This is a genomic window from Mycetocola manganoxydans, assembly GCF_003667545.1.
Taxonomy (GTDB): domain Bacteria; phylum Actinomycetota; class Actinomycetes; order Actinomycetales; family Microbacteriaceae; genus Mycetocola_A; species Mycetocola_A manganoxydans.
This window is the reverse complement of sequence record NZ_RCUV01000003.1, coordinates 208814-220733: the sequence shown is the minus strand read 5'-3', so window position 1 is coordinate 220733 and position 11920 is coordinate 208814. Positions and strand designations below refer to the sequence as shown.

14 protein-coding genes are annotated in these 11920 nt (G+C 65.4%); 7 read left to right on the top strand and 7 right to left on the bottom strand.

Translation table 11 applies throughout. From position 1 onward, the window contains the following. Nucleotide 1 precedes the first annotated feature (1 nt). From D9V29_RS03365 to D9V29_RS03345, 5 genes are all read right to left on the bottom strand, one after another. A complete protein-coding gene (locus D9V29_RS03365) occupies nt 2–1693 on the bottom strand; it encodes a long-chain-fatty-acid--CoA ligase (RefSeq protein WP_121671912.1) in 1692 nt (563 codons plus the stop codon). 59 nt (nt 1694–1752) lie between these two features. Further along, nucleotides 1753–2406: a biliverdin-producing heme oxygenase gene (locus D9V29_RS03360; protein ID WP_121671911.1), complete on the bottom strand. Its 654-nt coding sequence runs from the start codon at nt 2404–2406 to the stop codon at nt 1753–1755. 59 nt (nt 2407–2465) lie between these two features. Next, nucleotides 2466–3011, bottom strand: a complete 546-nt coding sequence (locus tag D9V29_RS03355; RefSeq protein ID WP_121671910.1) for a hypothetical protein — start codon at nt 3009–3011, stop codon at nt 2466–2468. A 36-nt stretch (nt 3012–3047) separates the two neighbouring features. Next, complete coding sequence (locus D9V29_RS03350; protein ID WP_121671909.1) at nt 3048–3461, bottom strand: DUF4383 domain-containing protein; 414 nt, start codon at nt 3459–3461, stop codon at nt 3048–3050. A 92-nt stretch (nt 3462–3553) separates the two neighbouring features. Further along, nucleotides 3554–3859, bottom strand: coding sequence for a DUF2470 domain-containing protein (locus D9V29_RS03345; RefSeq protein ID WP_121671908.1), 306 nt, complete (start codon nt 3857–3859; stop codon nt 3554–3556). A 123-nt stretch (nt 3860–3982) separates the two neighbouring features. Between D9V29_RS03345 and D9V29_RS03340 the strand changes: the two genes are divergently transcribed. The 4 genes from D9V29_RS03340 (at nt 3983) to D9V29_RS03325 (ending at nt 8551) form a co-directional block, all read left to right on the top strand. Then, nucleotides 3983–4960 (top strand): TIGR03885 family FMN-dependent LLM class oxidoreductase, encoded by a 978-nt coding sequence (locus tag D9V29_RS03340; protein ID WP_121671907.1) that lies wholly within the window; start codon nt 3983–3985, stop codon nt 4958–4960. After that, nucleotides 4957–6627, top strand: coding sequence for an alpha-amylase family protein (locus D9V29_RS03335; protein WP_121671906.1), 1671 nt, complete (start codon nt 4957–4959; stop codon nt 6625–6627). The genes D9V29_RS03340 and D9V29_RS03335 overlap by 4 nt, the downstream gene beginning before the upstream one ends. A gap of 92 nt (nt 6628–6719) precedes the next feature. Beyond that, nucleotides 6720–8000, top strand: coding sequence for a serine hydrolase domain-containing protein (locus D9V29_RS03330; protein WP_121671905.1), 1281 nt, complete (start codon nt 6720–6722; stop codon nt 7998–8000). Nucleotides 8001–8032: 32 nt separating this feature from the next. Further along, nucleotides 8033–8551: a DinB family protein gene (locus tag D9V29_RS03325; RefSeq protein WP_121671904.1), complete on the top strand. Its 519-nt coding sequence runs from the start codon at nt 8033–8035 to the stop codon at nt 8549–8551. A 6-nt stretch (nt 8552–8557) separates the two neighbouring features. Here the strand turns inward: D9V29_RS03325 and D9V29_RS03320 are convergent, their stop codons facing one another. Beyond that, the gene (locus tag D9V29_RS03320) at nt 8558–9394 is read right to left on the bottom strand and encodes an SDR family NAD(P)-dependent oxidoreductase (RefSeq protein WP_121671903.1); all 837 of its coding nucleotides are present in this window, start codon (nt 9392–9394) and stop codon (nt 8558–8560) included. A 183-nt stretch (nt 9395–9577) separates the two neighbouring features. Between D9V29_RS03320 and D9V29_RS03315 the strand changes: the two genes are divergently transcribed. The 3 genes from D9V29_RS03315 to D9V29_RS03305 are packed head-to-tail and all read left to right on the top strand — an operon-like array spanning nt 9578 to nt 11285. After that, nucleotides 9578–10045 (top strand): DUF4383 domain-containing protein, encoded by a 468-nt coding sequence (locus tag D9V29_RS03315; protein WP_121671902.1) that lies wholly within the window; start codon nt 9578–9580, stop codon nt 10043–10045. Continuing rightward, on the top strand, nt 10046–10507 hold the full coding sequence (locus D9V29_RS03310) for a DUF2243 domain-containing protein (protein ID WP_121671901.1): 462 nt from the start codon (nt 10046–10048) through the stop codon (nt 10505–10507). Next, on the top strand, nt 10500–11285 hold the full coding sequence (locus tag D9V29_RS03305; protein WP_121671900.1) for a cytochrome c oxidase assembly protein: 786 nt from the start codon (nt 10500–10502) through the stop codon (nt 11283–11285). Before D9V29_RS03310 ends, D9V29_RS03305 begins: the two co-directional genes overlap by 8 nt. 4 nt (nt 11286–11289) lie before the next feature. Here D9V29_RS03305 and D9V29_RS03300 read toward each other — a convergent pair whose 3' ends face one another. Further along, nucleotides 11290–11913, bottom strand: coding sequence for a hypothetical protein (locus tag D9V29_RS03300; RefSeq protein WP_121671899.1), 624 nt, complete (start codon nt 11911–11913; stop codon nt 11290–11292). Nucleotides 11914–11920 lie beyond the last annotated feature (7 nt).

Below are 11920 nucleotides of genomic sequence, written 5' to 3'. Positions count from 1 at the left end.
GTCAGCTCTCGAGCATCCGTTCCTTCACGTCTTTACGGAGCACCTTGCCGATGAGCGATCGCGGCAGATCGTCGACCTGAACGATGCGCCTGGGGATCTTGTACGCGGTGAGTCCTTTGCGGCAGAAATCGCGGAGGGCATTCTGGTCGAAACTCGCGCCGTCATTCATCACGACCGCGGCGGCGACATCCTCGCCACCGCTTTCCCGCGGCATGCCGACAACGGCGGCCTCCCGAACATCCGGGTGTCCCATCAGGGCGAGTTCGACCTCGGTCGGTGAGACATTGAACCCGCCGGTGACGATCAATTCCTTGAGCCGGTCGACGACGGTGACGAAACCGTCATCCGAGACCTCGACGATGTCACCGGTGCGGAGCCAGCCGTCACCGATCAGCGCGGCCGCTGTTTCGGCCGGGCGCTTCCAGTAACCGGAGAACACCTGCGGCCCACGGACGAGCAACTCGCCCGCATCGCCGAACCCGCGATCGATGGTCGGGTCCTCGGGATCCACGACGCGGATCTCGGTGCTCGGGAACGGCACGCCGACGGTCGACGGCCGCCGTGAGGGGCCCATCGGGTTGCCGAGTGCGACCGGCGACGTCTCAGTCATTCCGTAGCCTTCGACGAGAAGACCACCGGTCGCCGATTCCCAGCGTTCGACGATCGACACCGGGAGGCTCATCGCTCCTGAAATCGCGAAACGGATGCCCGACAGGTCGACTTTCCGGTGTTCAGCGGTGCGCGCGAGCGCCTCGTAGATCGGCGGAACGGCCGGCAGGAACGTCGCCGGCGTCTTCGCGAACGCCGACAGCACGAGGTCAACATCGAACTTGGGGAACAGCACGACGGTTGCCCCGATGCTCATGGCGAAGGTGAGGCAGAGTGTCATGCCGTAAGCGTGGAACAGCGGCAGTACGGCGTAGAAGACCTCGGACCCCTCGGACAGGCCAGGCACCCACGCGCGACCCTGGGCAGCGTTGGCGAGCAGGTTGGTGTGGCTGAGCATGACGCCCTTGGGAGTGCCCGTGGTTCCGCTCGTGTACTGCAGCAAAGCAAGATCGCTTCCCTCGGGACGCGGATGCTTGCGACGCAGGTTTCCGTGCGACAGCAGCGACGACCACGACGACGTTCCGCGAACCGCTGAACCCGTCGTCAGCGCCCGCCGGGATGCCCGTGCCCTAGGAATGGGCAGGCGGAGCGCGACGCGGGTACCGAACGGCATCGCGCGCGTCACATCGACCGAGATGACGGCGTCGAGGGGAAGGTCTGCGGGGAAGTCGGTGATGGTGCCGGCGACCTTGTCCCAGGCGATGACGACCCGGGCGCCGTGGTCCTCGAACTGGTGACGAAGCTCGCGCGCGGTGTAGAGCGGGTTGTGCTCGACGATCACGGCGCCGAGTCGGAGAACGGCGTAGAAGGCGACGACGTGCTGCGGGCAGTTCGGAAGCACGATGGCGACGCGGTCGCCCTTGTTCACCCCGAGGCGACGCAAGCCCTCCGCGGCGCGGCTGATCTGGTCTCCCAGCTCGGCGTAGCTGGTCGTCTCGCCGAAGAATTGAAGCGCGGTGTGTCGCCTGAACCGCGAAACGGCCTCCTCCACCATGTCGACGAGTGACCCGGCCGGCGGGTCGATCTCGTGCGGGACTCCCGGCGCATAAGCGCTGAGCCAGGGTTTGGTGGCGAACGGGTTCACACTTCTCCTCTGCAATTGGGGCGCGACAGACGCCAGGGTGGCTGTCTGTTGGCTGTTGTTCAGGCGACCGACTGCGCCTTGGCCGCAGCCAGGTCGCGGAACAGGTCGGTGTTGAAGCGATAGGCGACGAGAACCTCGTCGATGACACGCGTGCGTTCCTCGTCGTCCCAGGGCACGGCATCCAGCTGCTCGCGATAGGTGTCCTTGAACTCACGGGGTTTGGCGATGTCGCCGAAGAGGTAGAAGCCGACGCCGTTCGTGTCGAAGCCGAACTGGCGCTGCATGATGGTGCGGATGATCTGGCCGCCTGACAGGTCACCGAGGTATCGCGTGTAGTGGTGTGCGACGAAACCGCCGGCCCAGGTCGCTCCGACCTCGTCGATGCGTGCGACGTATGCCGCGGTCGTCGGAAGCGGGGTGATCTGCTCTCGCCAGTTCTCACCGATGAGGAACCGGAGATCCTCTTCGATGGCGGGCAGGCGAGTGAGCTTGTCTGAGATGAACGGTCGAGCGACCGGGTCGATCCGCATGCGCTCGGCGGCACTTTCGATCGCTTCGTAAATGAAGTAGTGCTGCGCGACGAGCGCGATGTAGTCGTCGTGAGTGCCCTTGCCGGTCATCAGGTCGCCCATGAAGTCGGCGCCTTCGCTCTCGGAATGACTCGCTCGCGTTCGTTCACGCAATTCCTGCGAGAACGGGATGATGTTCGACATCGCACTCCGACATTGGCGGTTAGGGTGACCTTATCTTAGCGAGGTTCCCTGGCGGGCAACTAGTGCCCGGAGTGCAGGCCGGGTGCCTCCTTCACAGGCTCGGTTCCGTGTTCCCCGTGGGGCACGGCCTCGGTCCCTGCCTGTGTTCCGGCGAGTGCCGGGGTGACGAGGCCGGCGACGAGCATCGCCCCGAGGGTCATGCCGAGCAGGTAACGTCCCGGGCGGGATCCGGATGCCGCCGGTCGCGGCGACGCAGCACGTCGCCTCGAGATCGCCAGGCCGGCGCCGAGCGCCAGACTGAGTACGGCCGACGCGGCCATCGGCCCAAACGGCAGGAGCGCGGTCGCGCCGGCTCCGCCGAGAACGATGGCGACGGTGACGTCGAGGCCCCAGAGCAGGAGAGGCGAGAGCGCCAGCGGAAGTGCGGCGTTCGGCAGGAGCAGCCTTCCCCTGGCCAGGACCGCGACGCCCCAGGCGAGTTCGGCGACGCCGAACCCGACCAGGAGAATCGCGGGCAGGGGAGGGGAGCCCGCTCCGATCGCGAGATGGACGAGACCCACCCCCAGGCTCGTCAGGGCCATCACGCTTCGACTGACGTCGTTCACGGCGAACTCCCCTCCCGGTCTCGAATCAGCGGGTCGCTAGGCGGCGACGCGGCTGGAGCGGACGGACTTGTCGGCGGCAAGGCCGACACCGAGCAACACGATCGCGCTGCCGAGGTGGAGGAAGTGGTCGGCTGTGTTGAGTGCCAGAACGTTGAAAGCGGTGCCGACGAGGAAGAACCCGACGATGCCGAGCAGCAGGTACGCCGCTCCGACGACGGTGTTGGTCGTGCGTGCTGCCGCGACATTCGAGAGACCCGCGATCAGCAGTGCAGCACCGATCAGGAGGTGGGCCACGTTGTGCAGCGGGTTGACCGCGAACAACCCGAGCAGGAGGTTCCCCTCGGTGGCGAAAAAGGTCAGCCCGCCGGTCACGGCGAAGCCGAGAAGCCCCACCAGCAGGTAGACGCCGCCGAAGGCAGTGGCGAGAAGTCGGTTGGGTGACGTGCGCATGGTGACATCCTTCTGAGTGTGGGTGCGACCCGTGTCGCACATCATCAGATTCGGAAGCCTCACCCCAACGGTTTGGTTTTTGGTGATGGTGTTCAGTGCGGGCGCGGCGGAACTCCGAGCTTTTCGCGCGCCAGGTCGTAGAGAACGACAACCTCACGACGGATGCCGCTTCGCTCGGTGACGGGGGAACACCAGTCGATCCGCACCCGGGCCACGGTGCCGTCCGTCGCTGTGACGTCCCACTCACCAGCCTCACCGTCGAGTCCCGTCATTCGCGCAGACGCCGCCGCCGGGTCGGCGAAAGCCCGGACGATGAGCAGGTTGTCGTCAGCATGGTCGGAGTTCATGTGACGGAGAACAGCGTCGACGACCTCGGGACCGAAGATGTGGGTGGGCATGGAACCATTCGAGCGCAGTGCCTGGCACGGGTCAACTCGGGATATCACGCGGGCAGTGGGGACGCGAGGGGTAGCAGCCCGGCGACGCGCTTCCCTAGGCTCGGGCGAAACCGAAAGGGATCAATGACAGTCTTCGGCTTCCACGCCTCCCACGAACAGGTCCACCCGAGCGCTCTGCTGGACGCCGTGATCCACGCGGAGTCCGCCGGCTTCCAGGCGGCCATGTGCTCGGACCACTTCGCCCCCTGGAGCGAGCGGCAGGGGCATTCCGCTTTCGCCTGGGCGTGGCTCGGTGCCGCCCTGCAGGCCACGAATCTTCGACTCGGGGTCGTCAACGCTCCCGGGCAGCGTTACCACCCGGCGATCATCGCCCAGGCCGCCGCGACTCTCGCCGCCATGTACCCGGACCGATTCTGGGCAGCACTCGGCTCGGGTGAAGCGGCCAATGAGCACATCACCGGGGACGCGTGGCCCCGCAAAGACGTCAGGAACGCGCGCCTGGCCGAGAGCGTCGACGTCATGCGCCGGCTCTTCGCGGGAGAAGAGGTGAGCACCGACGGTCTCGTCACGGTCGATCGGGCAAAGCTGTGGACACGACCGGACACCCCGCCGCCGCTGCTCGCCGCGGCGGTCAGCCCCGCGACGGCCGCGTGGGCCGCCGGTTGGGCAGACGGACTCGCGACGGTTGCACAGGCTCCGGACGATCTGAAACGGATGGTCGACGCTTACCGGGGAGCGGGCGGCGACGGACCCCTCGTTCTGCAGGTTCACCTCAGCTACGCGAAAACGGATGCCGAAGCGCTTGCCATCGCTCACGACCAGTGGCGCACAAATGTGTTCTCCCCGCCGGTCTGCTGGGATCTCGACACCCCCGAAGCGTTCGACGAAGCCGCGAAGCACGTCCACCAGGACGACATGCACTCCACGGTGCTGGTCTCGTCCGACCCGGGCTGGCATGCCGGGAAGCTTGCGGAATTCGCCGACCTGGGCTTCGACGAGATCTACCTTCACCACGTCGGAGTGGAACAGACCGAATTCCTGGACGTCTTCGGTGATCGGGTGCTGCCGCACCTGATCGCACGGAAGGAGGCATCCGCATGAGGATGACGGACACGTCCGACCTGTGGTGGAAGACAGCGGTCGTCTACTGCCTCGACGTCGAGACCTTCATGGACTGGAATGACGACGGCATCGGCGACCTCGCCGGTCTCGCCCACCGGATGGACTACCTCGCCGAGCTCGGGGTGACGTGCCTGTGGCTCATGCCGTTCTACCCGACGCCGGACCGCGACGACGGCTACGACATCACCGACTTCTACGGCGTCGACCCCAGGCTCGGTCACCACGGCGACCTCGTAGAGATCCTCCGCACCGCGAATGACCGCGGGATGCGGGTGATCGTCGACCTCGTCGTCAATCACACCTCCGACAAACATCCGTGGTTCAAGTCCGCGCGCTCGAGTGTCGACTCGCCGTACCGGGACTTCTATGTCTGGGTGGACGAGCCGCCGAAGAACGAAGCCGAAACGGTGTTCCCCGGCGTGGAGGACAGCGTGTGGGAGCTCGACGAGAAGACCGGCCAGTATTTCCTGCACCGGTTCTACAAGCATCAGCCGGACCTCAACGTCGAGAACCCGCTTGTTCGAGACGAGATCGCCAAAGTGATGGGTTTCTGGCTCGAGCTGGGCATTCACGGGTTCCGGGTCGATGCCGTCCCGTTCCTTCTCGAGCCGACAGAGGCGACAGGCGACGGAGGATACGGCGATCCGCACGACTATCTCAAGACGCTGCGATCCTTCCTCGGCCGAAGAACCGGTGACGGAATCCTGCTCGGCGAGGTCAACCTGCCGCGCGCGGAACAGATCGAGTACTTCGGAGGCGACAACGCCGACGAACTGACCATGCAATTCGACTTCGTCGCGATGCAGAAATTCTACCTGTCACTCGCCCGCTCGGACGCGAGGCCGTTCGCCGAAGCGCTCTCCGCGCGACCTGACATCGCCCGACAGTCGCAGTGGGCGAACTTCGTCCGCAACCACGACGAACTGACCCTCGACAAGCTGACCGAGTCCGAACGCCAGGAGGTCTTCGACGCGTTTGCTCCCGAGGAACACATGCGTGTGTTCGACCGCGGGATCGTCCGCCGCCTGCCGACGATGCTCGACGGCGATCCCCGTCGCATCCGCATGGTCTACAGCATGCTGTTCGCGTCGCCTGGTACTCCCGTCCTGTTCTATGGCGAGGAGATCGGCATGGGGGAGAACCTCGAGATCCCGGGCCGACAGTCGGTGCGCACACCGATGCAGTGGACCAGCGACGCGAACGGTGGATTCTCCCGCGCCCGGGCGTCGCGGCTCGCCGCACCCGTGGTGGAGGACGGGTTCTCCCCGGAGCATGTGAACGTCGCTGACCAGCGGCACGACCCCGATTCGTTACTGCAGTTCATGCGGTTGCTCATCCGCACGTACCGTAATTCCGTCGAGATCGGCTGGGGTGATTTCTCGGTACTCGAGCAGCCCAACGACGCCGTACTGGTGCACTCGGTCTCGGGTGCGCAGGGCCGGATGATCGCCGTGCACAATTTCAGTTCGGCGCCGGCGGTCGTGACGTTCACTGTGCCGGATGCCGGCCCGAGCACCCGGCTGATCGAGCTGCTGCAGAGCGGCGAGCTGGCACTCTCCGAGAAGGGTGAGGTGGAGCTCTCGCTCGGTGCATACGACTACCGTTGGCTGCGCATCGCCGATGATTCGACGAAGCGATTGTATTGATCGCGTAACAGTCCGTGACATCCCGACCGCCACAGGTTGGTGGGAGGAAGCCTCGGCTAGACTCCCCTTTTGTAAGGCCATCAGGGGGATGGATGAGAACGCACACGGCACGAGGCAGAAGAGCAGCTTTGCTGACGGTTGCCGCTGCCGTCGTGCTCGGCCTCTCTGCGTGTGCCGGGGCGACAGCATCCACCGTCGCCCTGCCGGAGCAACCAGACGGTGATCTCCCCTCGGCATCTGCCGAAGCGCTCGACACGGCGCTCGCCGAAGCCATGGCCCTGGCAGCGGCGCCAGGCGCGATCGCCGGCGTCTGGGCGCCCTGGTCCGGGCAGTGGGTATCGGCTGCGGGAGTGACCGCACCCGGCGGCAGCGAGAAGATGTCGACCGACATGCGTTTCCGTGTCGGCGACAACACCCAGCCGATGACGTGTGATGTGCTCTACGGCCTTGTCGGCGATGGCACCGTCGAACTCGGCGACGCCGTGTCAGACTACCTCCCGTCGATCCGAGGCCTTGACGGAATCACCCTCGGCCAGCTCTGCCACGGCACTGCCGGGCTTGGTGACTTCAGCAAGACGATCGGCCCGCTTTTTCCCGCCAATCCGACTCGTCAGTGGTCGACCGTCGAGCTTGTCTCGGACGGGATCGCGAGCAAGCGGACCGGTGAGCCGGGGGTCGCATACGCGCCGTCAGACACGAACTACGCCGTGCTCGGGATGGCATTGGAAGAAGCCTCCGGCAGCACGGCCAAGGAACTCTACGGTCGTTATGTCTTCGACCGGCTGGGCATGAACGATTCCCTGTTCCCCGAGCCGTCGACCCTCGAGATCGCTCAACCCTTCGCACCCGGCTGGCACGCGCTCAAGGCCGCTGACGGTTCCCTCGCGTGCGACACGCCGAAAGACCAGACGCTCCTGTCGTCATCGCTCGCTTTCACCGCCGGTGGAGTCGTGTCGACCCTCGACGACATGAACGCGTACGTCCGATCGTTCGCGACCAGTGCGTTGCTCGACGACGATCTGAAGGACGACGCCTGGAAGACCGTCTCGCTCAGCACGGATGCCCCCAACTGGCAGCAGTTCGGGCCAGGCGGGCTCCAGATGGGACCGTTGCGCGGCCAGGCTGGGTACATCCCGGGCCACATCTCGGCGATGCTTTCGGACCCCGCGACAGGGCTCACCGTGGTGGTCATGCTCAACAACTCGACGGCAGGTGCCGGCTTCGCACAAAACCTCGCCATGAAGCTGGCGTCGATCGCGGCGAAGGCGACGCCAGCGAAGGGCAAGGAACTTCCCGTCGTCGGGCTGCCGTGGTCAGAGGCACAGATGACCGAGAAGCTCGTTGCCGGAGCCGTTTGCCAGCCCGAAGGCTAGGGCAGAGGCGTTTCGTGCCCTAGCGTTGGCGCATGGCTATCGAACCAGATACGAAGAATTGGACCTGGGTCCTCGACCGGCCATGCCCCGACTGCGGTTTCGACCCGGCTTCGGTGAGCGCCGCGACGTTACCCGGCCAGTTGCGTGACAATGTGGCATCCTGGTCAGCCGTTCTCAACCGGCCAGACGTTCGGATCCGGCCCGATGATTCGACCTGGTCGCCGCTCGAGTATGCCGCCCACGTTCGCGACGTCTTCCTGGTGTTCCACACCCGGCTCGACGTCATGCTCAGCGAAACGGACCCGGAATTCGAGAACTGGGATCAGGATGCCGCCGCCATCGCAGCGCGCTACGGCGAGCAGGATCCCGTGCAGGTCAGCGGAGAACTCGTCACGGCCGGAGACGCCCTCGCCGACGCGTTCGAGCGGATCCCGACGGAGAACATTTCGCGCACAGGCCGCAGGAGCAACGGATCCCATTTCACCGTGGAGACCTTGGGTCGGTATCTCCTGCACGACGTCGTTCACCATCGGTGGGACGTCTCACGTTGACGGTTCTCAGCGTCGCTCGACCGGCAGCCCGACGAGTTCCGCGCTGAGGTCCCACAGCTTCGCAGCGAGCTCCGTGTCGTACGCGTTCGGGTTGGCCCGTGAGATGTGCCGCTTGTCGTAGTAGGCGCCGGAGACCCAATCGACTCCTGGAGTCGTCGTGGCGAGCCAGACCAGGGTGTCGGCGCCCTGCTCAGGGGAGATCAGGAAGACGTTGAAGAGCGAGCGATACACGTGGCGCATCAGGCTGGTCGACCCGGTGGCGAAACTCGTGCGCACGATGCCGGGGTGGAAAGCGGCAGTCGAGATGCCGCGCTCGGCGAACCGGTTGTGCAGCTCGCTGGTGAAGAGAATGTTGGCGAGCTTCGCGTTGCCGTACGCGCGGTTCTCGGAGTAGCCGTTCTCGGCGTTGACATCATCGATGTCGAAGCGGCTGAAGCGGGAGTTGGCCACGCTCGAGGTATTGATCACGCTCGCGCCGCTGTCGACCAGTCGATCCATCAACAGGTTGGTGAGCAGAAACGGCGCAAGGTGGTTCACCTGGAACGTCTTCTCGTGCCCGTCCTCGGTGACCTCACGAGCACCGAGGATGCCACCGGCGTTGTTGGCGAGGACGTCGATGCGCGGATAGCGTTCCAGCAGGTCCGCGGCGAGCAGACGGACGTCAGCGAGGCGGGCAAAGTCGGCGAGAAGGTAATCCGCTCCGATCGCCTCGGCGACGGAACGGGTCTTCTCCGGCGACCGACCGACGACGACGACGCGGTCACCGCGCTGATGGAGCGCGCGTGCGGCTGCAGCTCCGATTCCGTCGCTTGCTCCGGTGAGTATCACTGTTCGCTGGGTCATGAGGGCCTTCCTGTCGGGTCCCGATCGTAACGGCACCGGCTGGACAAGCACAGGGCGAGAACGAATCCTGCCGCAATGTCAACTACTGAAATTTCGCGCCGAACGGGAATTATCGTGGCTGCAGCTGGGGGGCTGCACCGTGTTCCCCGCAGGTCGGTACTCGAATACAGCAAGGAGCACACCATGACATCTCGTCCCGTGAACACATCGACCACCCGCACCGGTCGCGCCCCCGTGCAGCTGACGGCGCTCGTCTTCGGGATCGTTTTCCTCCTCGTCGGTGTCCTCGGGTTCATCCCGGGGGTGACAACGAACTACGAAGATCTCCTGTTCGCCGGCAGCGGCTCAGGGGCACTGCTGCTCGGCATCTTCCAGGTGTCGATCCTGCACAACATCGTCCACCTCCTCTTCGGGATCGCAGGCATCGCGTTGGCACGGAGCGCACCCGGCGCACGGAACTTCCTGATCTGGGGTGGAATCGTGTACTTCGTGCTGTGGATCTACGGACTGTTCGTCGCCGGTATGGACTCCGCTGCGAACTTTGTTCCGCTCAACAACGCGGACAACTGGCTGCACCTCGTGCTCGCAATCGCGATGGTGGCACTCGGTCTGCTCCTCGGCCGGAACACGACCACGACCACGCGTCGCTGAATGGCTCGCAGCACCGACTCCGGGCGGAACCTCCTCTCGGGGATTCTGCTCGGAGTCGGCATCGCCGGCTTCGTCGACGAGGTGGTCTTCCACCAGCTCCTCCGCTGGCATCACTTCTATGATCGGTCCACGCCGGCTGTCGGCCTCGTCTCGGATGGGATCTTCCACGCCTTCAGCTGGTTCGCAACGGTCGCTGCCCTGTTCCTCTTCGCCGACATCCGTCGCAGGCGGACCTTCGAGCCTTCCCGGTGGTGGGGCGGCATCCTGATCGGATGTGGTGCGTTCCAGCTCTACGACGGCATCATCCAGCACAAACTGTTTGGCCTTCACCAGATCCGTTACGACGTGGACCTGCTGCCGTACGACCTGACCTGGAACATCATCGCCGTCGTGCTCATCGCCGGGGGAGTGGTTCTGCTGGCCCGGTCGAGACGTTCGCGAGGAGTCAGGGCCGATGCATAACCACGGCGGCGGTGTTTCCGCGATGGAACTCGTGAGCTTCGCCCTGCTCGCTGCCATCGCGGTGTACCTTCTCGCGGCACTGCGTCCTGCGGGTCGGCCCATCTGGCCGCGGCGCAGGATCGTTCTCTGGATCGCCGGATGCCTCGTCGCCGCGTTGAGTGTGCAGGCCACGGCTACGAATCACGACGACTTCGCCAGGCACGCCGTCGCCCATGTCGGGCTCGGCATGCTCGCCCCGCTGCTGCTGATGCTTGCCGCACCGGGAACCCTCGCGCTTCGCTCACTCAGCGCGGTCCCGGCCAGGCGGTTGGCGCGGATGTTGCGCAGCAGGCCGGTGCGGTTCCTCACCTACCCGGTCACCGCTGCGGTGCTCCACCTCGGTGGTCTGTGGCTGCTCTACCCCGGCGGGCTGTATCCCAGCATCCACGTCAACGGCCTGCTGTTCGTTCTCGTCTACGTGCACCTCTTCGTCTCCGGGTATCTGTTCTCGGCGTCGATTGCGGGTATCGACCCCGCACCGCACCGTGCGAGCTTCGGCACGCGCGCCGTCGTGCTGTGCGCCGTGATGGCCGGTCACAGCATCCTGTCAAAACAGCTCTTCGGGAACCAGCCGCCCGATGTTCCCGTCGCTGAGGCAGAGCTCGGCAGCATGATCATGTATTACGGAGGTGACGCTGTCTCGGTCGCGCTCGTCGTGCTGCTCTTCGCCGGCTGGTACCGCGAAGCGGGTCGAACTCAGCGCAGGCTCGAGTCGAGAACGCAGAAGAGTTCGGTCTGAGCCTTCAGCCGCGGGACTGGTCGCCGTCCGTGTTTCGGGGGAGCAGTGCGGGAAGGTCGACCTCGAGGAGTTGGCGAAGCCTTTCCGGCCGCCTCATCTCGTATTCCGGCTCGTCAGCGAACGACGACATCCGCTGGTCGAGTTGGGAGACGACGTTATCGCCGATGTCGTTCCATGCTTCGGTTCGCGCGCGGTCCACGAAGTTCGCGACGTCGTCCGGGTCCTCGCGATAGGCCTCGAGGGCGTCAGCGAGCGCTGAATAGAGCCGCTGGCGCCGAGAGAGGGTCAGCGTGTCGATGCGGTGGTAGTCGTGAGCGTGGTCTGCGATGCCGCCCGAGCGGCCCGCGACCTCCAGAAGCCGGCGAGCGCCTTCGGCATACTCGCGCTGTTCCTCGGCTGCCAGAGTCAGCTCTTCAGAAACGACTCGCGCAGCCTGCTCTTCATCGAACGCTTTACCCTCCCGGAGAGCGCGCACGATGAGACGGTTTCGCACCGCCAGAAAAACGCCGTGCCTGGCGATGAGCAGTCCCTCCTCGAGGGCCTGCTCGAACGGCGCGAGGGGCTGCGGGTCAGGCCGGTACGGGTCCGGTGCCTGCGTGTGCCCGAACACCCGGCTCAGCCAGTTCATCGTTTTC